This is a genomic window from Aquimarina sp. (assembly GCF_977115655.1).
On the sequence record NZ_CDSBKO010000028.1, the window covers coordinates 1 to 21,668 of the forward strand.

Sequence of the window (21,668 nt, forward strand, 5' to 3'; positions counted from 1 at the left end):
GGCCCGTTCGTCTATCGGTTAGGACGCCAGGTTTTCATCCTGGTAAGAGGGGTTCGATTCCCCTACGGGCTACAAATAATGAAATTAATTGCAGGTTTAAAGTAAAAGCTATAAATTTGCAATCCTTGAAAAGGAAAATGGCCCGTTCGTCTATCGGCTAGGACGCCAGGTTTTCATCCTGGTAAGAGGGGTTCGATTCCCCTACGGGCTACGAATTTTATAGTAAAGAAATTTAATAGAGAGAGAGATGGCAAATCATAAGTCAGCATTAAAAAGAATTAGAAGTAACGAGACAAAGCGTCTTAGAAACAGATATCAGCATAAAACTACACGTAATGCTATAAAAAAGCTACGTGAGTCTGAAAAGAAAGAGGCAGAGACTTTGTTTCCTACTGTTGTTTCTATGTTGGATAAGTTAGCTAAAAATAATGTTATTCATAAAAACAAAGCGGCTAACCTAAAATCTCAATTAGCAAAACACGTAGCTGCATTGTAATAAAATGCTTGCGTATTTAAAATACAGAAGCCTTTCATATTATGTGGAAAGGCTTTTTTGTTTTTGATATTGAAAAAAAATATTTTTTGATAAAGTATTGAGTGTAAAACAGAACAGATTATTTTGTTTTGTTTTTTTCTTCTATCCAGCGAGACATAAATTCTGTACTTCTAATAGCGTGGTATTGCAACATTGAACCTATAAAGTTATTGTCCCTGTGCTGTTTTATGTCGTTTTGTATTTTTAAAATTTGATCTGTAAATAAAACAGAAAATGTTTTTTTTTGAAACATGGTATTTATGATCTCTATTCCATTTTGTTGCGCTTGATGCCAGATACTTGGGTTAGAATATACGTGTATGGCTGCTTTGGCAAATTCTATAGGGTCGTTTGTGATAAAACCATTCCAGTCTGATTCTTCATTAAGCATTCCTTCTGCTCCAATTGTTGTTGTTATACTAGGTGTACCACAAAGCATTGCTTCTGCTAATTTCCCTTTAATGCCTGCGCCAAATCGCAATGGAGCAAGACAAACCCTGGACTTTTGCATAACTTCGTTTGCATTTTTTGTCCACCCCTTAATATAAAATCTGTGCTTTGGATTGTGTAATTGAGTCGCTTTTTGAGGAGGGTATGCCCCATAGATATGTAGTTCGGCTTCCGGAAGTTCTTTTTGGATTAAAGGCCAGATGGTTTCTTTAAGATATAAAACGCTGTTCCAGTTTGGTTCATGACGAAAATTGCCAATAGTAATAAAATGTTTTCTGCTATAATAATTTGGCCACTCTTTTTTTGTTTTGGTAGTTATTGGTTCTAATAAAAAAGGAATATGTAGTAGCAGGTTTTTGTCTATCTTAAAAATATCCTTCAATATTTTCATTTCAAAATCTGAAATAATTAAAGAAAGGTCACACCGGTATATGCTAGCGATCTCTCTTTTGGTATATTCGTTATTTATGAGATCTTTGATTTCAAATTCTTTTTTGTTTTTAAAACATTCCTGACGTGTTTTTCTAAGGCAATGAAGATCTTCTGTATTTAATATTTTTATAGCCTCCGGGCATTGCTGGGATACTCTCCATCCAAACTGTTCTTCCATGATAAATCTGTCAAATAAAACGATATCAGGACGGATTTTTTTTAGATAAGTGTCAAAGCAGGTGCTATTTGGTTTTATGATTGCTGTAGATATATTGATGTCCTTAAGGTTGAACATGTGTTTTGTTTCTGTAGCAGGGCTGGCAAAGGTTATTTTCCAGTTTTGAGAGATGCATAATTCTATAAGTTGCATCATTCTGCTTCCTGCAGCCGAGGAGTTGGGTTCTGGCCAAACAAATCCTATGATAAGAATATGGTTCATTGTTTGTAAAATCAAAAAAGCCTCAGTTTAACTGAGGCTGTATGTTGTTTAAGTGCTTTTTGCTATAATTTAGAAAAAAGTGCTTGCATTTTTTCTTTTTCTTCTCTGGCAAGTTCTTGGTCTACCAGGATTCTGCCACTATGCTCATCTGTAATAATTTTTTTACGAGAAGCAATTTCCATTTGAACTTGAGGAGGGATAGTAAAGAAAGACCCTCCGGATGCTCCACGCTCGATAGCTACAACAGCAAGCCCGTTTTTTACATTCTCTCTGATCCTTTTATATGCAGATACCAGACGCTCTTCGATCTCTCTTTGATAGTCTTCAGATTTGGATAGTAAAGCTTGTTCTTCTTTTTCTGTTTCTGCTAAAATTGCATCAAGTTCTCCTTTTTTATGACTAAGGTGATTGTTGCGTTCAGCAAGTTTTCCTTTGGTTTGGTCAATGATTTCGTTTTTTTGAATAATTTGAACTTTGTGCTCTTTGATGTGCTTTTCGGCCAATTGGATTTCTAATTCCTGAAACTCGATTTCCTTGCTCAGAGAATTGTACTCACGATTGTTGCGAACATTTTTTTGTTGTTCTCCGTACTTTTTGATCAGTGCTTTTGCTTCTTCGATCAGATTTTTTTTAGTTTTAATGCCTTCATCTATAGTGTCAAGGTCATTGTTTAACTTTTCTAATCTTTTGTTTAATCCGGCTACTTCATCTTCAAGATCTTCCACCTCTAAGGGTAACTCTCCGCGCACATTTCTGATCTCATCAACTCTAGAGTCAATTAATTGCAAGTCATATAAAGCTCTTAATTTTTGCTCAACAGTAACTTCTTTCTTTGCCATATTTTATATGTATTGAATAGGATTGGTATTTTTATCCGATAAAATGATTGCAAAATTACTGATTTTTTTTTGAAGATAACTAACAATTAAGTTTTTTGTGTACTGCTCACTTTCATAATGACCAATATCGGCAAGTATAAGCCTTTTTTCTGCCTCATAAAATTGATGGTATTTTAAGTCGGCAGTGATAAAAATATCTGCTCCTGCACGTTGTGCATTACTAATCGCAAAACTTCCGCTACCTCCTAATACAGCTACTTTTTTTATGGGTTTGTTTAATAAAGACGAATGTCTGATACAGCCAGAACCAAAAACCTTTTTAATGTGTTTTAAAAAATCAATTTCTTTTGCAGGATCAGGAAGCTCTCCAATCATTCCCATTCCAATGTTTTGATTTTTATTTTCTAGTGTGGTGATTTCGTATGCTATTTCTTCATAAGAGTGGTTTTCAAAAAGAGCTTTTAGTATTTTGCTTTCAAAATGTTTTGGATAGGTAACCTGAATCTGTGTTTCTTTTTCTTTATGGGTTTTTCCTATTTCACCAATAACCGGGTTAGCGGCTTCTTTAGGTTTAAAAGAGCCTGTTCCGTTAGACAAAAAACTACAATTATCATAGTTGCCAATCGTTCCTGCTCCGGCTTCAAAAAGTTTGCTAAGCAATTTTTCGGCTTGATCAACAGGGGCGTAGGTTACTAGTTTTTTTATGTTTCCGCTTTGCGGAATAAGGATTTTACGGTTTATTAATCCTAATTGTTCACAGATCATATTGTTTACACCATATAAGGAGTTGTCCAGGGCGGTATGAATGGCAAAAATGGCAATATCGTTTTTGATAGCTTTGATTACCACTCGTTCTACATAATTAGTACCATTAAACTTTTTTATTCCTTTAAAAACAATAGGATGAAAACTAATAATTAGATTACAGTTATTTTGAATAGCTTCGTCTATTGTGCTTTCCAGAGTGTCCAGGGTTACCAAAACTCCGGTTACGATAGTTTCGGGTTCTCCTACCAATAAACCAATATTGTCAAAATCCTCAGCATAAGCTGTGGGGGCTAAATCTTCCAGGTGATCAATAACTTCTTTTATTTGCATTAGGATAGGTGTTTGTTTTTGTTAAAATAAAAGAAATACTATTTCTTGTAATAAAAATGGAATGTAAAAAAACTTTTGTCAATAATCAAAGTTTCGTTTTATACTTTTGTTGAATAAATATATTATTGAAAATATTAAGTACGTGAATTTACTTCGAAAATTACTTTTGCCTTTTGTTCCTTTTTATTATTTGGTTACATGGTTGCGAAATAGGATGTATGATTTTGGAATAAAAAAATCGGCCACATATCATTTTCCGGTTATTGTTGTTGGTAATTTAAGTGTTGGGGGCACAGGTAAATCACCAATGGTAGAATATTTAATTTCGTTGCTTAAAAATAAAGTTGTGTTAGCAACACTTAGCAGGGGGTATAAAAGGGAAACAAAGGGGTTTCAGGTAGTAATGCCTTCATGTACTGCAAAACAGGTAGGGGATGAGCCTCTTCAGTTTAAAAAAAAATTTGAAGATGTTATAGTTTCTGTAGATGAAGACAGGCGAAACGGGATATCAAATTTACGGTCATTATCCCCTCAGCCAGAGGTTATTGTGCTGGATGATGCATACCAACATCGTAAGGTAAAAGCAGGTTTTTATATTTTGCTTACCGCGTATTATGATCTTTATTGTGATGATATAGTTTTGCCTACCGGAAATTTAAGAGAACCAAGAAAAGGGGCTAATCGAGCAAATATAGTTGTTGTTACAAAGTGCCCTAAGGATATCTCTTTTGAAGAAAGAGGGATAATTGCTAAAAAACTTAAGCTTCAATATAATCAACATCTGTTTTTTGCAACAATTGATTACCAAGAGCATATTGTAAATGCTTCTGGGATAAAAACGTTGGATTCTTTGCAGGATATAAATTTTACTTTGGTAACGGGTATTGCAAATCCAAAACCTTTATTGGATTATTATGTGTCATTAGGTTTAAAATTTGACCACATTGGTTTTCCTGACCATCATAATTTTACTCATGAGGATTTGAAAAAGTTAAATGATCTTGAATTTATAATTACTACAGAAAAAGATTATGTTAGATTAAATAAAGATATTTCTGACAGATTGTGGTATCAACCTATGCGGATGATGTTTGTGGATAATTCAAACATTTTTGATGATAAAATATTAGATTATATAAAAAATGAGACCTTATTTGGTCTCATTTTTTATATAAGTTTTGGCTAACTCAAATGTGGTTTATAAGTATTAATATAAACCAACTAAGGCATCACCAAATATTATGCCGAAAATCAGGCTGTAGTTTGATTTTTTATTAGTGCTTTGTGAAGTTTTGTAAAAAACTCTTCAGTTTTATATGGTTTGGGTATAATATCATTAAAACCATTTTCATAAAATTCTTCCAGATTATCATCCAGTGTAACTGCGGTTAATGCAATAATGGGTATATCTTTATTAAAAGCTCTTATTTGTCTGGTAGCTTCTATTCCGCTAATTCCCGGCATGTGGATATCCATAAGGATTAAATCAAAGGAGCTTTCTTTGGTTTTTGATACAGCAATATCGCCATTGTCTGCTACATCGCACTTTATTTTATTTTTCTCTAGTATTTTTCGGGTAATTAATTGATTGATTTTATTGTCTTCAACGACTAAAATGTATTTGTCAATCATTAGATCATAATCAATTTTTTTAGCCTCTTCAGTATAATCAGTGCTTTTATCTTCAAAAATATCAAACTTTAGATCAAATGAAAATGTAGATCCTTTATCTAATTCACTTTTTAGTTTTATTTCACTATCCATTAGTGATAATAAGTTTTTAACGATAGACAAGCCGAGTCCTGTTCCTCCAAATTTTCTGTTGATTTGCACAGAACCTTGTGTGAAATTTTCAAAAATTGTAAGTTGTTTTTTTTCAGATATGCCAACACCATTATCTTTAATTTCAAAACTGAGAAATATTTTATTTTCGATTTGGTTGATTTTTTTTACCCGAATCCAGATATCTCCATTTTGTGTAAATTTTATAGAGTTACCAATAAGGTTGATAAGGATTTGAGAAATTTTTAAAGGATCTCCTTTAAGTTTTGGAGGTATGGATTCGTCAAATTCATAATGTAGATTATTGTTTCTGTCTTTTGCAGACTTGCCCAAAGCGATTAGAACATCGTTTATTCGTTTTTTCAGGTTAAACGAGGTGTTTTCTACCTCTACCTTATTTGCTTCTAATTTATTGAGGTCTAATATGTTGTTTATTAGTGACAAAAGGTATTCTCCAGAAAATTTAAGAGAATTAAGATGTTCTTTTTGGTTGGGAGTGGGGCTTTCTTCGAGTAACAAATGAGTTAATCCTGTAACAGCGTATAGTGGTGTTCTTAATTCGTGGGTAATGGTGGATAAAAACTGAACTTTTGCTTCGCTTGCCCTTTCGGCATTTTCTTTAGCAAGTATAAGTTCACTATTTTTATTTTGCAATAACTCGTTTGCCCTAGCCCTTAAATTATTGTTTTTATATAAAGAAAGTGTTAATAGCGATAATATGGTGATCAAAGCAATACTTAGTATTGTTGTTAGTCGACCTAATTTTAAAGACCTTTGTTGTTGGATGTTTTCTTCGGTTAGTTCTTCAATTAAAACATTATGTTCATTTAGATTTAGCTTGGCACCGGCTTCCTGTGCTATAATTTCTTTATTAGTATTAAATAAAGAGTCTTTTATTTTTTCGTGTGCTCTAAGATTAAATAAAGATATAGGGTATTCTTGTTTTTTTTCATATATCTGGCTATATAATTCAAAGCATTCAGATCGTATTTCTGAATAGCCCATTTCTATGCCAATTTGCATAGCCAGGTCATTTGTTTGTTTTGCTTCGTCTGGTTTATTAAGGGATAGCTGTGCTTGGGCTTTGTTTATATACAGTTTTGCCTTGTAGTAATATTGGTCAAAAGAGTGTATTATAGGAAGTCCGCTATTAAAATGTTGTATAGCTAATTCGGGTTGCTTTTGTGCAAGTGCCAAAAGCCCCATATATAGTTTTATAATACCTTCCTGATCTTTGATTTTATTCTTTCTGGTTAATATTAGTGCTTCTTCCAGGGTTTTTAAAGCAGTATTGTATTTTTTAAGCTTTATAGCTATAGATCCATAAATCGTATAGGAGCTGGATAGCATATAGGGGTCATTGTTTTCTTTTTGAAACGTAATAGCATCAAGGATTAGTTGCTCGGCTTTTTTTAAATCTCCTAGTTCACGATACAATTTTGCAAGTATCATGTTGGTTTTTGCAATATATTTTTTATCCTGTTTTAGGACTGCAAGTTCTTTGGCGTTTATAATATTAGAAAGTGCAGGTTCCAGGCTGGCTTTGTCAATAGACCGAGAGGCATTAGTAAGATAATTATCAATCGAGTCTTGTATTGGGGTTTTTTGTAGATGCTCTGCAGTTTGGGAGAAACTAAAAAAACAACAAGCAAGAAAAATTTTAATTATATAATATTTGATTTGGGTTGGCATTTTTTCTTATGAAATATGTCAACTAAGATAGTTATTTCTTACAAATGTTAATAATTAAATCTATTATTCTGTTACTATACCCAATTTCATTGTCATACCATCCTATGATTTTTACCATTTTCCCTATTACAGAAGTCATTAAAGAATCGAACGTGCAGGAGTACGGATTGCCCAGAATATCAACAGAAACGATAGGGTCTTCAGTATAAGATAAAATACCTTTTAAGTTTGTTTCAGAAGCTTTTTTGAATTCGTCATTAATTTCTTGTATCGAAGTTATTTTTTTTACATTAAATGTAATGTCGGTAAGGGATCCGTTAGGAACAGGAACTCTTATGCCACACCCCCCTATGACATTGCTTAATTCTGGAAATATTTTTGTCAAAGCTTTTGCTGCCCCTGTGGTTGTAGGAACGATAGATTGACCGGCAGCTCGTGCACGTCTTAAGTCTCTGTGTGGTTGATCGTGTAAGCTCTGGTCTGTGGTGTAACTGTGTATGGTAGTAATATATGCTTGTTCTACACCACACAGATCATTAATTACCTTGATCATTGGTGCAGCGTTATTGGTGGTGCAGGATGCATTTGATAGTATGGTTTCTGATCCGTCCAGTATGTGGTCATTAACCCCCATTACAATGGTTTTGATACTATCCTCTATTGCTGGGGCAGAAAGAATAACTCTTTTTGCACCGGCTTTCAAATGTTTTTCTGCATCAGATTTGGTTTTGAATTTACCGGTAGATTCTATAACTATATCTACATCGTATATCTCCCAGTTGCAATGCTCCGGATCTTTTTTGTTAAGTAACGGAGTGGCTTTGTTTTGAACTATAATATAATCCTGATTATGCGTTACTTCATAAGGAAGTATACCGTGTATACTGTCGTATTTTAATAGGTGGCTCAGGGTTTTTGCATCTGCAAGATCATTTATAGCAACAACTTGTATTTGAGGGTGATTTATTAATAGCCTAAATAAATTACGACCGATTCTTCCAAAGCCATTAATGGCAATTTTAACAGGAGTGTTCATTAAGTATGTACTGCTTTTTTAATTACGTTAAGTGCTTTTGTGCTTTGTATGAAGATCTAACAAGAGCGCCACTTTCAACATGTCTGAATCCCATTTTTAGACCAATTTCTTCATATTTTTTAAACTGATCGGGAGTTATAAATTCTTTTACAGGAAGATGTTTTTTACTTGGTTGCAGATATTGCCCTATAGTTACAATATCTAAATTAACAGCTCTAAGGTCTGTAAGTGTTTGTATTACTTCTTCTTCTTTTTCTCCAAGTCCAAGCATGATGCCACTTTTTGTACGCTCTATGCCATTTTGCTTAAGGTAGTTTAACACTTGTAGGCTTTGCTCATATTTGGCTTGAATCCTAACCTCTCTGGTTAATCTTTTTACGGTTTCCATGTTGTGAGAAACTACTTCAGGTTTAACAGCTATAATTCGATCTATATTATGTGTTTTTCCTTGAAAATCAGGTATTAATGTTTCTAATGTAGTATCAGGATTCATTCTTCGGATTGCCTGAATGGTTTCTGCCCAGATAATGGATCCGCCATCCAAAATATCATCTCTGTCTACAGAGGTGATGACAGCATGTTTTATATTCATAAGTTTTATAGATCGAGCTACTTTTTCGGGTTCTTCCCAATCTATAGTTTCAGGTCTTCCTGTTTTTACACCACAAAAACCACAAGAACGCGTACAAATGTTTCCTAATATCATAAAAGTTGCGGTGCCTTCGCTCCAGCATTCACCCATATTAGGGCAACTTCCGGATGTACATATAGTATGCAGGTTGTATTTGTCTACTAATCCTCTCAGTTCAGTATATTTTTTTCCTGTAGGAAGCTTAACTCGCAGCCATTTCGGTTTTCCTTTAGGGGGCGATACACTAGTAACATTGTTATTCATACAAGCAATATTTTTAGCAAAAATACAAAGAAAGCTTAGATTACTACCTAGTAGATTTAAAAGTTATGATTTTGATAAGGTTTTAAACAAGTTTATTTTATTTGTATAGCTCATTGTAAGAAATGATTATAAAATAAAATAGCATCCACTGTAATGGATGCTATTTTGATTTGATCTTTTTCTACTATTAATATAGTAGTCAGTTTTTTAATTTGTTTAGTACAGATATTCTAAAGCTACTTTGTCATATTGTCCAAATTCACCTTCGTTATAAGGAAAACAAGCGTTCATTATAGAAGAATCATCCTGGCTGGCTCCTGGCGTTCCCGGTATATGAATAGCTCCATCAGACCCTACAGGTTCTCCTTGTTGTCCACAAGATTTTCTGGTGTTCCAGTCTGTATGTCTTAATCCAAAACAATGCCCTAATTCGTGAGTAAATAATCCTTCTAATAATTGGTCATCATCATTTCTGTTAGCACCTCCGTTAATTTTGATTCTTTTAAACGGCTCTCCCGATTGAGGGAAACCAGCTTCTCCACGCACTCCATCTTGAGCTATGATAGAAGCAGTAGTTTCTGTATATGCTACAATGTCATTGGCATTAAAGCTAGAAGAAAAAACTACATTAAACTGGATGTTGATATTTAGAGCATTATAATTTGCTACAGCATATTGTAGTCCTCTCTGTGCTACAGCACTTAGTCCAAACCTGTCATTTCCTGTATATCCTACAACACGAACTGTTCTTGGGGTACTTACTAAATTGGTGGTTTGATATTGTTTGCTTTGTACTCCATTACCTATGTCCATTTTCATGATTTGGTCATAAGTCATTTTGATATCACCTTCTAATATGTACACTTCTTCTTTAGTTCCGTCAATATCTGTAACTGTTCGTTTTTCTAGCCCATTAGGATTGAAGCCTATTTTTGCTACTTTAGAAATAACATCTTTAGATATTTCTTGAGAAAGCTCATCTGTAGTTTCAATAGTTGAATCTTTTTCACAAGAAGCAAAAATCAAAATTCCTGATGCTACAAAAGTTTTTAAGTAATTTTTCATTTGAGTTTGTTATTAAATTGTTAAGAATAACTCAAATATATCTTAATGGATATTGAAAAATAGAACTGTTTTCATGAACTGTCGTTTTTATTTCATGAACTGTCGTTTTTGACTTATTAATAATTTGTTTTTGGTGTTTTTTTAACATTAGTATTTAGTTATTCTTAAATAAAAGGTATGTTTTGTTTGTAAAAAGATAAAATATGCTATTAGTATATGTGTTTTTCTAAGTTGTAATGATAATGTTGTTAGATATATTATGCCATTTTAACTTTGAAATAGCACTAATAAATTATTTCTTTTTCGTCTATTCTTCGTTAAAAAATATAACCGTAACTATAGCTATGCTTGATGCCAGATCAAGTCTGGCACAAGCTTTTTGCCTTGATACTTAAAAAATAAATTCAATTTCTATGCGCACTATTTCAAAGTTAAAATGGTATTATTTGTTATAGTACTGGTTAAAGTGTTAATAGCTAGAATGGGTACAAGTTTGAGGAGATATTAGGGGCGGTTGTTCATTTTATAATGATTTAGTTTACAGAAAAACCTTAATCATACAGAGCGTTAACACCAAGTTAAAATTAAGTTAACACAAAATTTTTTCTTAATTTATTAGTTATTCTGTCTAAGATAAAGAGAAATTAATGTAGTCATGCTCGAAGAATTGGTAAACTCCAAAAAAATAAAAAACAATAGAAAGCGTGTAGAAAAATGGTTATTGGATAATCAAAAGTATATAAATATTACAGCAATAGAAAAAGAAATTTCTGCTCCAAAGGGACTTGTTCAAAAGTTTGTAAAATACGATAAAAAGATTAATGATAAGTGGATTGATCCGTTGTATAGTGTTATTAAGCAATTTACGTCTTTTACATTAAGGTGATTTTTTTTGCACAGCACTGGTTATAATTTCTGCTAATAGTTTTCTGGCGCGTAATAATTTTATTTTTACATTATTAATAGGCTCATTAAGTTGTATTGCTATTTCTTTATAGCTTAATTCTTGAAAATAACGAAGGTTGATTACTTTTTGATAATTAGGTTTTAATTGTTTAATATAAAGAAGCAGTTGTGCAAGGTTTTGTTCTGTAATTAATTTATCTTCAGGGGTAGGATTGTCATCAATGATTTTATACACAGAGTCATCTACTTTTGTGGTGGTTTTGGACTGTATGGATGCGTTTTTTTTTCGTAATAAATCGATATGTATATTTTTTGAAATTTGTATTAACCAGGTTTTAAAGTTATACTCTTCCTTAAATGTGTCAATCTTATCAAATGCTCTGGAAAAACTTTGTATGGTTATATCTTCAGCTTCATATTCATCATGAGTTCTTTTTAATTGAAAATTATATACTTCATTCCAAAAAGTATCCAAAAGATAATTAAAAGATGTTTGTTTTCCTTCTTTGGCTTTTTTTATATGATCTTCTAGGAGCGTAAGATTTTCTTTTTTCAATGATTTTTTTTTGAGCAAAATAGATCGATTTAAAGAACTATTTAGAATGTTCATCTTCGTTACAGTTTGAAAATTGATCAGGTGTTTTTCCACAAAGAGAACAGGACTCACCATCTTTATTTAAAAACGGGCTTTGGCTGGCACAAGTACCTGCAAATTTACCATCTTTTTTAGCCCACAATTTAATGGCAATCCCCCCAAAAGCTATAAGTAACAGACCTATTGTAAGTAATAAAAGTTTCATAGTTATAAAAATCAAATTTATGTACAAAGATACAAAGAATGTATTTCTATGCCCGAAATAAATGAAAAATTAAGAATTGGTACTTTCTTTAAATGATATTAACTTCTGTTTCCAGAATAATATCAAACTTTTCTTTGATTTCAGATTGAATCTTTTTTGATAGATCTAATATTTCTGTGCCCGATGCATTATTATAATTTACCAAAACCAAGGCTTGTTTTTCATGTACACCAGCATCTCCCCATCGTTTTCCTTTAAAACCGGATTGCTCTATTAGCCATCCTGCAGGAACTTTAACATGGTCATGATCTACTTGATAATAAGGGATGGCAGGGTACTTTTCTTGTATTTTTGTAAAATGACGGGTCGAGATAACGGGGTTTTTAAAAAAACTACCGCTATTCCCTATTCGCTCAGGATCTGGTAGTTTGCTTTGTCTAATCTTTATTACGGCTTCAGAAACATCTTTAATAGTTGGTTGTATAATTCCTTTATCTACCAGGGCATTTTCAATAGCTCCGTAGTTTGTATTCAGGATATGGTTCTTTTTGGTTAACTTAAATATAACTTTGGTAATGATATGTTTACCCTTTGCTTCTTGTTTAAAGATAGAGTTACGATATCCAAATTTACAATCCTCATTTAAAAAAACATGTTTCTTTCTGGTAGAGATATGAACAGTTTCACATTGTACCATTGTGTCTTTAAGTTCAACACCATACGCTCCTATATTTTGAATTGGAGCACTGCCAACATATCCGGGAATTAAAGAGAGGTTCTCCAGCCCGCCAAAATTGTTTTTAATACAATATTGTACAAAGTCATGCCATTTTTCTCCGGCATTTACAGATATTATAACAAAATCGTCTGATTCTTCTATAATTTCTATGCCTTTTATTGCAATATGCACAACCAGGCAGTCCAGATTTTTTGTTAATAGCATATTGCTTCCCCCACTCAAAACAAAAATGGGTTTCGTACTATTTTCTGCTAGTAAGCTATTAAGATCAAGTTCAGATTTGATAGAGATAAATTTGGCAGCAATCACATCGATTCCAAAAGTATTGTATTTTTTTAGTGATTTATTGTACTCAATTCTCATTAACCCGTATATTTTTCTAAAGCAAATTTTAATATTTCTAAAGCTTTTGTTAAATCGTCCTTATTTAATACGTATGCGATTCGTACTTGGTTTTTTCCTTTATCGGGGCTTGAATAAAACCCAGAAGCGGGTGCAAGCATTACTGTTTGTTTGTTCAAATCAAATTCATCCAGCAACCATTTGGCAAAATGATCTGCATTTTGAATAGGCAGTTCGGCAATACAATAAAAAGCTCCTTTTGGTATAGCTACTTTTACACCGGGGATTTTTTTAAGACCAGCAATTAAGATATCTCTTCTTGATTTATATTCTGCAACAGTTTCTTTGTAGTAAGACTCTGGCGTTTCTAAAGCTGCTTCACTTGCTATTTGTGCCAGGGTAGGAGGGCTCAATCTGGCCTGTGCAAATTTCATGGCAGTTTGCATAACGCTTTTGTTTTTACTTATCATACAACCAATACGAGCCCCACACATACTGTATCGTTTTGAAACAGAATCTATAATTATAGCATGTTCTTCTAATCCTTTTTCTTGTAAAATAGAATAATGTTCTGAATCGTCATAAACAAACTCTCTGTACACTTCATCTGAAATTAAAAAAATATCATACTGGATTGCCAGTTTAGCTAATTGTTTTATTTCATCTTTACTATACAGGTAACCTGTAGGGTTTCCCGGATTACAAATAAGAATAGCTTTGGTTTTTTTTGTAATCAATTTTTCAAATTCGTTTATAGATGGTAAAGCAAATCCATTTTCTATTTTAGATATTACAGGTACTACTTTAACGGTTGATTGTGTCGAAAAACTATAATAATTAGCATAAAAAGGTTCGGGAACTATAATTTCATCTCCGGGGTCTGTGATGCTTCCCATGGTAAATATAAGAGCTTCACTACCCCCGGTAGTAACAAGGATGTCATTTGCTGTAACATCGATTTTATGTTTGGCATAATAAATAGTGAGTTTTTTTCTGAAACTTTCAAACCCTGCAGAATGGCTGTAGCCTAAGATATCTAGTTGGTGATTTCGTATCGCTTCCATCGCGACCACAGGTGTTTTAATATCTGGCTGACCTATGTTTAAATAATATATGTGCTTACCTTCTTTTGCAGCTTTTTCTGCAAAAGGAACCAATTTTCTAATTGGAGATTCTGGCATAGCTTTACCCTTACTTGATACTATTGGCATCTAATCTGATTTATAAAAATAAAATACCGGCAAATTTCATAATAATTTAAGAAATAGAGACATGTTTGGTGCAATTTTTCAACTATTTTTCTATATTTAGTGTAATGAAGATTTTATCACCAGATTTTTGTCAATTCATGAAAAGTAAAATAATACTTGTATTTTTGCTTTTTTCCTTTGTTCTTGCTGCGCAGAATAGTTTTGTGTTCCCTACAGGAAAAAAATATGAAAAAATTAAATTCGAACTAGCAAATAATCTTATTGTAATTCCGGTTATGGTAAATGGGGTTGAACTTTCCTTTATTTTGGACACAGGAGTTGGATCTACAATTATTTTTAGCGTTGATAATAAAAGTTCTTTAGAACTTAAAAATGCCTCAAAAATTCATCTTAGAGGGCTGGGGGATAATGAACCGGTAGAAGCAATGAAATCTACCAATAACGAGTTAAAAATAGGCGAAGTCGTTAGTTCAGATCATAAAATTTATTTGGTTTTGGATGAGACTATTAATTTTTCTCCAAGAATGGGGTTTCCTGTACATGGAATTATAGGATATGATTTTTTTAAGGATTTTGTTTTGGATATTAATTATATGAAAAAAACAATACGGGTTTATAATCCGGAATCATACATATATAAAAAATGTAAAAAATGCTATCAAGCTAAGCTTAATTTTGTAAATCAAAAGAAAAGACCATTTTTAGCGGCAAAATATAAATCCGGCGAAGATCTTATAGACGTAAATCTTTTGATAGATTCTGGTTCTGGTTCTTCTTTGTGGTTGTTTGAAAATAAAGAAAAAGGGATCTCTATACGTAATAATTCTTTCAGGGATTTTTTAGGAAAAGGATTTAATGGAGATATATATGGTCGTAAAACCAAAATAGAAGAACTTCGGATAGGTGATTTTAGGTTAAAACAAGTCAAAGCTTCTTTTCCGGATTCTATATATATACAAGGCATATCTTTAGAGGACAGGCAAGGATCTTTGGGAGGAGATATTTTAAGGCGTTTTTCTCTTATTGTAGATTATCCCGGTCAAAAAATATCTTTTAAAAAGAACAGTTTTTTTGATAAACCATTTCATTATAACATGAGCGGGCTTACTATCCAGCATAGTGGCTTTTTACTTTCTCAAAAACCCAGGAGCGATGGTTCTTACATTCATGAAAGTAATAGGGTCTATATAGGTTTGGAAGGTATTGTAAGTAAAAAAACACTAGAACTGTCTACTAATTTTGTTCTTCAGCCAAAATATGAGATATCAGATATTAGATCAGGTTCTCCGGCAGCACTTGTTGGTTTGCAAAAAGGAGATATTTTACTGGAAATAAATGGAAAAAAAGCATACAGGTACAAGCTTTCCAGCCTGAATGATTTGTTTTATTTTGAAGAAGGGAAAAAAATAAAGATGGTAGTAGATAGATTAGGAGTAGTAATAAGTTATGAATTTTATCTTAAAAAAGTACTCTAGAAAAAAAGATAGATATAGAAGTGGTTTATACTTTTTTGATTCTGGCAAAAATAGTTGTTTTTTATAGCGAATTAAAAAAGTTTAAACTACTTCATATTTAAAAAGCCACTATATAGTGGCTTTTTAAATATATATTTTGAAAATATAAAGAGGTTAATTTTTCTTTTCCAAAACACTTCCGTCAAGGACAGTACCTTTTATTTTTATAGCCATTGTTGGATTATCTGCGGCATTAGAGGTAACTGTAATAGTTTTACGAATTGGACCAACTCTGTTAGTGTCGTATTTAACTTCAATAACACCAGATTCTCCCGGAGCAATAGGTGCTTCAGGTTTTTTAGGGATAGTACATCCACAACTTGAGTAAACTTTAGAAATAACCAAAGGCGCATTTCCTGTATTTGTAAATTCAAATTGGCGAACACCATCACTACCTTTTGCTATCTCCCCATAGTCAACAACTTCGGATTTGAATTTTATTTCTGCTTTGGTATCTTGTCCATATATGGCTGTGCCAAGAAAACCAATAAATAAAATTATCATTATTTTTTTCATAACGTAGGTTTTTATTAAATGTAAAAGTACTTACTTTTTATTCAACTGCAAAATCATAAAAGACTTTCTGGTTGTCATATATAATAATTACTTTTGCACTTCAAAAATCAAAAATCAGACCAAAGTATGGCTTTAGCAGGAAAATACAACTCGAAATTGATAGAAGAAAAATGGTATGCCTATTGGATGGAAAATGATTATTTTCATTCAGAAGTAGATGAAAGAGAAGCATATACTATAGTTATTCCTCCGCCAAATGTCACCGGTGTTTTACACATGGGGCACATGCTTAACAATACAATACAAGATGTGTTAATTCGTAGAGCGCGCTTAAAAGGCTATAATGCTTGTTGGATTCCCGGAACAGACCATGCCTCGATTGCTACAGAGGCTAAAGTTGTTGCCAAGCTAAGAGAAGAAGGTATTGATAAAAATGATTTAACCAGAGAACAGTTTTTAGAACATGCCTGGGAATGGACACATAAGCATGGAGGTATTATTTTGGAGCAGTTAAAAAAATTAGGAGCTTCCTGCGATTGGGAGCGTACTGCTTTTACTATGGATGACAATTTGTCTGCGTCTGTCATTAAGGTTTTTGTGGATTTATATAACAAAGGATTGATTTATCGTGGGTACCGAATGGTAAATTGGGACCCTGAGGCTAAAACCACTTTGTCTGATGAAGAAGTGATATACGAAGAAAAACAAGCTAATCTGTATTATCTTAAGTATAAAATTGAAGGAACCGAAGATACGCTTACTATTGCAACAACCCGGCCAGAGACTATTATGGGAGATACAGCAATTTGTGTTAACCCCAATGATGATAGATTTACACACCTTAAAGGCAAAAAGGCAATTGTGCCAATTGCTAATCGGGTAATACCTATAATTGAAGATGAATATGTAGATGTTGAATTTGGTACAGGATGTTTAAAAGTAACCCCTGCTCACGATACAAACGACAAGATGTTAGGTGATAAACATGGTCTGGAAGTAATAGATATATTTAATGAAGATGCTACTTTAAATACTTTTGGATTACACTATCAAGGCAAAGATCGCTTTGTGGTTCGTAAAGAAATCGTAAAAGAGTTGGAAAGTATCGGAGCTTTAGAAAAAACAGAAACACATCTTAATAAAGTAGGGACAAGTGAGCGTACCAAGGCAGTTATAGAACCAAGATTAAGCGACCAGTGGTTTTTAAAAATGAAAGACCTGGCCCAGCCGGCATTGGATGCTGTTTTGGATAAGGAGGTTAATCTGGTTCCTGAAAAATTTGTGAATACCTACCGTTACTGGATGGAAAATGTAAGAGATTGGAATATCTCACGCCAGCTTTGGTGGGGACATCAGATTCCGGCTTATTTTTATGGAGATGGTAAAGAAGATTTTGTAGTTGCAGAAAGTAAAGAAGATGCTTTGGTTTTGGCTAAAGAAAAAACTGGAAATAATAAGTTGACAGATGCAGATCTCTCTCAAGATCCGGATACTTTGGATACCTGGTTTTCTGCTTGGTTATGGCCAATGAGTGTTTTTAATGGTATTTTGGAACCAGATAATAAAGAAATCAATTATTATTACCCTACTAATGATTTGGTTACAGCTCCTGAAATTTTATTTTTTTGGGTAGCCAGAATGATTATTGCCGGGTACGAGTATAGAAAAGAAAAACCATTTACCAATGTATATCTTACAGGTATTGTGAGAGACAAACAAAGGCGTAAAATGTCTAAGTCGCTGGGTAATTCTCCGGATCCATTAGATTTGATAGATAAATATGGCGCCGATGGTATTAGAGTAGGAATGCTGTTAAGCTCTCCTGCTGGTAATGACCTAATGTTTGATGAGGATTTGTGCGATCAGGGAAGCAAGTTTGTGAATAAAATATTTAATGCTTCAAGGCTTGTTTTAGGTTGGGAGGTTAGTGATACAATTGATCAGCCAGAAGCTTCTGCTGTGGCTATTGCATGGTATAAGTCAAAATTTCAGAAAGCATTGTTAGAGTTAGAAAACAACTATGACAAATATCGCATTAGTGATGCTTTGATGACGACATATAAACTTATATGGGATGATTTTTGTGGTTGGTTGTTAGAAGCTGTTAAACCTGCTTACCAGGCTCCGATAGATGCTAAAACATACCGGGATGTAATTTCTGTTTTAGAAAGTAATCTAAAAATAATACACCCGTTTGTTCCTTTTATTTCAGAAGAAATTTGGCATCAAATAGCAGACAGAACCAAAGAAGAAGCTTTGATTATAACTAGTTGGCCAAAAATAGATTCGATTAATGAAGATTTGATTTCTCAGTTTGAAGTTGCAGCAGATGTGATTTCCGGAATTAGAACTATACGGAAAGAAAAAAATATAGCTTTTAAAGAAGCTATTGAATTATCGGTGCTCAATAATGAGAACAATAATACTGTTTTTGACGCTATAATTTGTAAACTTGGCAATCTTTCAGAATTTAATTATGTTCAGGAAAAAGTAGAAGGAGCAATTTCTTTTAGAGTAAAATCTAATGAATATTTTATACCTGTTTCCGGAGCAATCAATGTAGAGGAAGAGATTCAAAAACTGACAGAAGAGTTGTTATATACCAAGGGTTTTTTAAAATCTGTACAGAAAAAATTACAAAATGAGCGTTTTGTAAATAATGCACCAGATCAAGTTATTGCTAACGAAAGAAAGAAAGAAGCAGATGCAGAGGCTAAAATAGCTACTTTGAAGTCTAGTTTAGAAAATTTATCGAACTAAATTGATATCCAAGACTAAAAAGGAACATTTATAAATTACAAATGTTCCTTTTTAGTCTTGAATATGCTTATTTACTAATTCTATGTATTTTATTTTAGCCTTTTTGGGAGAAATATTTTTTACTTGTAAAAGAGCGTTTAATTTGAATGCATTTCTAATCTCGTCATCCCCGGATGGCGTAAAAAAACCTTGGGTATGGGTTGCTTGTTTGTAATATGCATATAAATGAAGCATAATATCCGGAGCTAATTGCGTTTGGGTATTGCTGGCACGCTCATACGCATCATTAAAGGCGATATCTAATTCTTTTTCGGTCATGTAAGAAAAACGAAATTCCTTTTTTGAGAGTCTGTTTCAAAAAAAACTCAAAAACGGCGGTTGAACTATTTTTAATTTATACTAATTTTTTATACCTCCCGAGAGATGGATTTGTTTTTAGCATAGATCAAAATCTGTGGTTTGTATATCTTTTTTTTATAGTAAAGCAATAATGTTTTCTCCTCCTTTTACCTTTTGGTTTAAAGTAACATTTATGTTGGTTCCCAAAGGCAAATACACATCTACTCTGGATCCAAATTTGATGAATCCACTATCAGAACCCTGAACTACCTTTTCTCCTTCTTTTGCGTAATTTACGATCCTTTTTGCTAATGCTCCTGCTATTTGTCGATATAATATTTCTGTGTGATCATTTTTTACTACTACTGTAGTTCTTTCATTTTCTTCAGAAGCTTTAGGGTGCCATGCCACCAGATATTTACCCGGGTGGTATTTGCTAAAAGCAACTTCTCCACCAATAGGGTGCCGGGTTACATGCACATTTACAGGAGACATAAAAATAGATACCTGTAGCCGGTTATCTTTAAAGTATTCTTTTTCATATACCTCTTCAATAACAACAACTTTTCCATCAACTGGTGATACTACGGTAGCATCGTTAATTTTAGTGTTTCTTTTTGGGTTCCTGAAAAATTGTAACACCAAAATTAAAAAACCTAATGTTATTGCCAATATTGCAATTTGCCATTCTTTGATTTGAATAGCAACGTACGCAGCAACATTGATCCCTAAAAACAGAACAAGTGCTACTGATATTATTTTGTATCCTTCTTTATGAAACATGCTTCAATATTTGTAAAAATGCGTATAAAAACGGGCTTGCAAATATAATACTATCTAAACGATCATATATGCCTCCGTGACCGGGCATTATAGTGCCGCTGTCTTTTACCCCAGCCTGCCTTTTGAACTTAGATTGAATTAAGTCTCCCAGTGTGCCAAAAATACTCATAATTATGCTTATAATCAACCAAATTCCTATAGATAAAATTTCAGAAAAAACAGCAATTAAATATCCTGCCAATAATGAAAATATAAAACCACCAATAAATCCTTCAATGGTTTTTTTTGGAGAAATCCTTTCTAAAAGCTTGTTTTTTCCAAAGTTTTTACCAACTAAATAGGCAAAAGTATCATTGACCCAGGTAATTAAAAATGCTCCTGCTATTACAATGGGTTGATATTTTCCTGTGTGATTAGGGATGAGAGTGGCAAAAACTATACAAGTAATTAGATAAAAAATACTGGTAAAGTATTTTCTTTTTTCGAACATAGGAATGATTCGAATTGTAACAAGATCTTTTACCAAAAACAATTCTGTAATAATAGTAAGTATTAAAACAGGGAGGATGACATAAAGATAAAGTTGATCCTGGTATAGGTTTAGTGAAACAAGGAGGGTAATAAATATAATGTAAAGCCTTTTGTTTTTAAGGTGTATTAGTTTTTGAAATTCATATATAGCGATAATACCAAAAATCAAAAATATTCCTATAAAAGTATATTTAGAAATAAATATAGATAATAGTAATGTTAGTATGTATAAAAATCCCGATAGAGATCTTGTAAGCAGTTCTTTCATATTATAAATCTTCCAGCAGGAGCAAATATAAATTTTTTGAACTACTTCCGTAGCTTAAGAAATCCTTTTCTTTTTGAGGTTCAAAATCTTTAATGGTGGTAATATTAGATGGTATAGAGTTTTTGTTTTTACTTTTTATTCCTTTCAGTCCTTCTCCAATGCTTTTAACTAGCTGGCTAGTAGATGCTAAGATTACGAAATTGTCGGGTAATTCGGTTATTTTTTTTTCTTTAAGTTGATTTGAAGAGATTAATATAGCACCATTATCGGCTATTAAATATTCGCAAGTTGCAAAAAAGAAGGAAGCAGAAATATCTTTAACATAATTTAGATTAAAACCAGAAAACTTATGCTCTAAAGCTGTATCAAAGCAACATACGTTTTTTTCATACCAATCATTTTCCAAAAGAATTTTGTCAAAAGAATCAGAAACTTCATTATCATTATCACAATAAAGAAACTTGCCTCCGTTTTTTTTGAAGTTCATCATAAAGCTTTCGTCGATTGGAAGATCGATTTCTGGCATATATTTACTGCGATCATCTATATGACGTTCTTTGTTCTTTTGGTCTGATTTAGATTTGGAGAAAAATATTCTTCTAAATAGACTCATACTTTAGATTGAGATTGGGGGATTACGGTTTTACATTACCTCCAAAGATAAAAAAAATCTTAACCCAATATTCTATTAAGTTA

21 protein-coding genes and 2 tRNA genes are annotated in these 21,668 nt (G+C 32.7%); 7 read left to right on the forward strand and 16 right to left on the reverse strand.

The features are described 5' to 3' along the window. From ACZIYX_RS12745 to rpsT, 3 genes are all read left to right on the forward strand, one after another. Positions 1-72: transfer RNA gene (locus ACZIYX_RS12745), tRNA-Glu, on the forward strand. 67 nt (positions 73-139) lie between these two features. Then, positions 140-211, forward strand: a tRNA-Glu gene (locus ACZIYX_RS12750). 36 nt (positions 212-247) lie between these two features. Then, positions 248-496 (forward strand): 30S ribosomal protein S20, encoded by a 249-nt coding sequence (rpsT, locus tag ACZIYX_RS12755; RefSeq protein WP_462682629.1) that lies wholly within the window; start codon positions 248-250, stop codon positions 494-496. A gap of 118 nt (positions 497-614) precedes the next feature. Here rpsT and ACZIYX_RS12760 read toward each other — a convergent pair whose 3' ends face one another. From ACZIYX_RS12760 to ACZIYX_RS12770, 3 genes are all read right to left on the reverse strand, one after another. After that, complete coding sequence (locus ACZIYX_RS12760) at positions 615-1,856, reverse strand: glycosyltransferase (protein WP_462682630.1); 1,242 nt, start codon at positions 1,854-1,856, stop codon at positions 615-617. A gap of 62 nt (positions 1,857-1,918) precedes the next feature. Beyond that, entirely contained in the window at positions 1,919-2,695 is a 777-nt protein-coding gene (locus ACZIYX_RS12765) for a zinc ribbon domain-containing protein (protein ID WP_462682631.1), read from the reverse strand. Positions 2,696-2,698: 3 nt separating this feature from the next. After that, positions 2,699-3,793 (reverse strand): Nif3-like dinuclear metal center hexameric protein, encoded by a 1,095-nt coding sequence (locus ACZIYX_RS12770; protein ID WP_462682632.1) that lies wholly within the window; start codon positions 3,791-3,793, stop codon positions 2,699-2,701. Between the two features lie 142 nt (positions 3,794-3,935). Between ACZIYX_RS12770 and lpxK the strand changes: the two genes are divergently transcribed. Next, entirely contained in the window at positions 3,936-4,979 is a 1,044-nt protein-coding gene (gene lpxK, locus ACZIYX_RS12775; RefSeq protein WP_462682633.1) for a tetraacyldisaccharide 4'-kinase, read from the forward strand. Between the two features lie 65 nt (positions 4,980-5,044). Here lpxK and ACZIYX_RS12780 read toward each other — a convergent pair whose 3' ends face one another. The 4 genes from ACZIYX_RS12780 to ACZIYX_RS12795 all read right to left on the reverse strand — a co-directional run bounded on the left by ACZIYX_RS12780 (position 5,045) and on the right by ACZIYX_RS12795 (position 10,263). Beyond that, positions 5,045-7,267, reverse strand: coding sequence for a response regulator (locus ACZIYX_RS12780; protein WP_462682634.1), 2,223 nt, complete (start codon positions 7,265-7,267; stop codon positions 5,045-5,047). 31 nt (positions 7,268-7,298) lie between these two features. Next, positions 7,299-8,303, reverse strand: a complete 1,005-nt coding sequence (gene gap / locus ACZIYX_RS12785; protein WP_462682635.1) for a type I glyceraldehyde-3-phosphate dehydrogenase — start codon at positions 8,301-8,303, stop codon at positions 7,299-7,301. 22 nt (positions 8,304-8,325) lie between these two features. Then, entirely contained in the window at positions 8,326-9,198 is an 873-nt protein-coding gene (gene lipA, locus ACZIYX_RS12790) for a lipoyl synthase (RefSeq protein WP_462682636.1), read from the reverse strand. Positions 9,199-9,414: 216 nt separating this feature from the next. After that, entirely contained in the window at positions 9,415-10,263 is an 849-nt protein-coding gene (locus ACZIYX_RS12795; protein WP_462682637.1) for a M57 family metalloprotease, read from the reverse strand. Between the two features lie 655 nt (positions 10,264-10,918). On the opposite strand from ACZIYX_RS12795, the gene ACZIYX_RS12800 reads away from it, so the two are divergent. Then, positions 10,919-11,149 (forward strand): hypothetical protein, encoded by a 231-nt coding sequence (locus ACZIYX_RS12800; RefSeq protein ID WP_462682638.1) that lies wholly within the window; start codon positions 10,919-10,921, stop codon positions 11,147-11,149. Here ACZIYX_RS12800 and ACZIYX_RS12805 read toward each other — a convergent pair. From ACZIYX_RS12805 to ACZIYX_RS12820, 4 genes are all read right to left on the reverse strand, one after another. Next, positions 11,141-11,725, reverse strand: a complete 585-nt coding sequence (locus tag ACZIYX_RS12805) for an RNA polymerase sigma factor (RefSeq protein WP_462682639.1) — start codon at positions 11,723-11,725, stop codon at positions 11,141-11,143. The genes ACZIYX_RS12800 and ACZIYX_RS12805 overlap by 9 nt on opposite strands. A 37-nt stretch (positions 11,726-11,762) precedes the next feature. Continuing rightward, on the reverse strand, positions 11,763-11,969 hold the full coding sequence (locus ACZIYX_RS12810; RefSeq protein ID WP_462682640.1) for a membrane or secreted protein: 207 nt from the start codon (positions 11,967-11,969) through the stop codon (positions 11,763-11,765). Between the two features lie 88 nt (positions 11,970-12,057). Continuing rightward, positions 12,058-13,071 carry a UDP-N-acetylmuramate dehydrogenase gene (gene murB / locus ACZIYX_RS12815; protein WP_462682641.1) on the reverse strand — a complete coding sequence of 338 codons (1,014 nt, stop codon included), beginning with the start codon at positions 13,069-13,071 and terminating at the stop codon, positions 12,058-12,060. After that, on the reverse strand, positions 13,071-14,261 hold the full coding sequence (locus ACZIYX_RS12820; protein WP_462682642.1) for a pyridoxal phosphate-dependent aminotransferase: 1,191 nt from the start codon (positions 14,259-14,261) through the stop codon (positions 13,071-13,073). Before ACZIYX_RS12820 ends, murB begins: the two co-directional genes overlap by 1 nt. A 137-nt stretch (positions 14,262-14,398) precedes the next feature. Between ACZIYX_RS12820 and ACZIYX_RS12825 the strand changes: the two genes are divergently transcribed. Beyond that, on the forward strand, positions 14,399-15,736 hold the full coding sequence (locus ACZIYX_RS12825; RefSeq protein ID WP_462682643.1) for an aspartyl protease family protein: 1,338 nt from the start codon (positions 14,399-14,401) through the stop codon (positions 15,734-15,736). Positions 15,737-15,889: 153 nt separating this feature from the next. On the opposite strand, the gene ACZIYX_RS12830 is transcribed toward ACZIYX_RS12825, so the two are convergent. Then, positions 15,890-16,291, reverse strand: a complete 402-nt coding sequence (locus ACZIYX_RS12830; RefSeq protein ID WP_462682644.1) for a DUF1573 domain-containing protein — start codon at positions 16,289-16,291, stop codon at positions 15,890-15,892. Between the two features lie 126 nt (positions 16,292-16,417). Between ACZIYX_RS12830 and ACZIYX_RS12835 the strand changes: the two genes are divergently transcribed. Then, a complete protein-coding gene (locus ACZIYX_RS12835; protein WP_462682645.1) occupies positions 16,418-19,051 on the forward strand; it encodes a valine--tRNA ligase in 2,634 nt (877 codons plus the stop codon). Positions 19,052-19,102: 51 nt separating this feature from the next. Here the strand turns inward: ACZIYX_RS12835 and ACZIYX_RS12840 are convergent, their stop codons facing one another. From ACZIYX_RS12840 to ACZIYX_RS12855, 4 genes are all read right to left on the reverse strand, one after another. Beyond that, the gene (locus tag ACZIYX_RS12840; RefSeq protein ID WP_462682646.1) at positions 19,103-19,369 is read right to left on the reverse strand and encodes an acyl-CoA-binding protein; all 267 of its coding nucleotides are present in this window, start codon (positions 19,367-19,369) and stop codon (positions 19,103-19,105) included. Positions 19,370-19,525: 156 nt separating this feature from the next. After that, positions 19,526-20,173, reverse strand: coding sequence for a phosphatidylserine decarboxylase family protein (locus ACZIYX_RS12845; RefSeq protein WP_462682647.1), 648 nt, complete (start codon positions 20,171-20,173; stop codon positions 19,526-19,528). Next, positions 20,163-20,972: a phosphatidate cytidylyltransferase gene (locus ACZIYX_RS12850; RefSeq protein ID WP_462682648.1), complete on the reverse strand. Its 810-nt coding sequence runs from the start codon at positions 20,970-20,972 to the stop codon at positions 20,163-20,165. Before ACZIYX_RS12850 ends, ACZIYX_RS12845 begins: the two co-directional genes overlap by 11 nt. A 1-nt stretch (position 20,973) precedes the next feature. Continuing rightward, positions 20,974-21,585, reverse strand: a complete 612-nt coding sequence (locus ACZIYX_RS12855) for an LUD domain-containing protein (RefSeq protein WP_462682649.1) — start codon at positions 21,583-21,585, stop codon at positions 20,974-20,976. Positions 21,586-21,668: the final 83 nt, after the last annotated feature.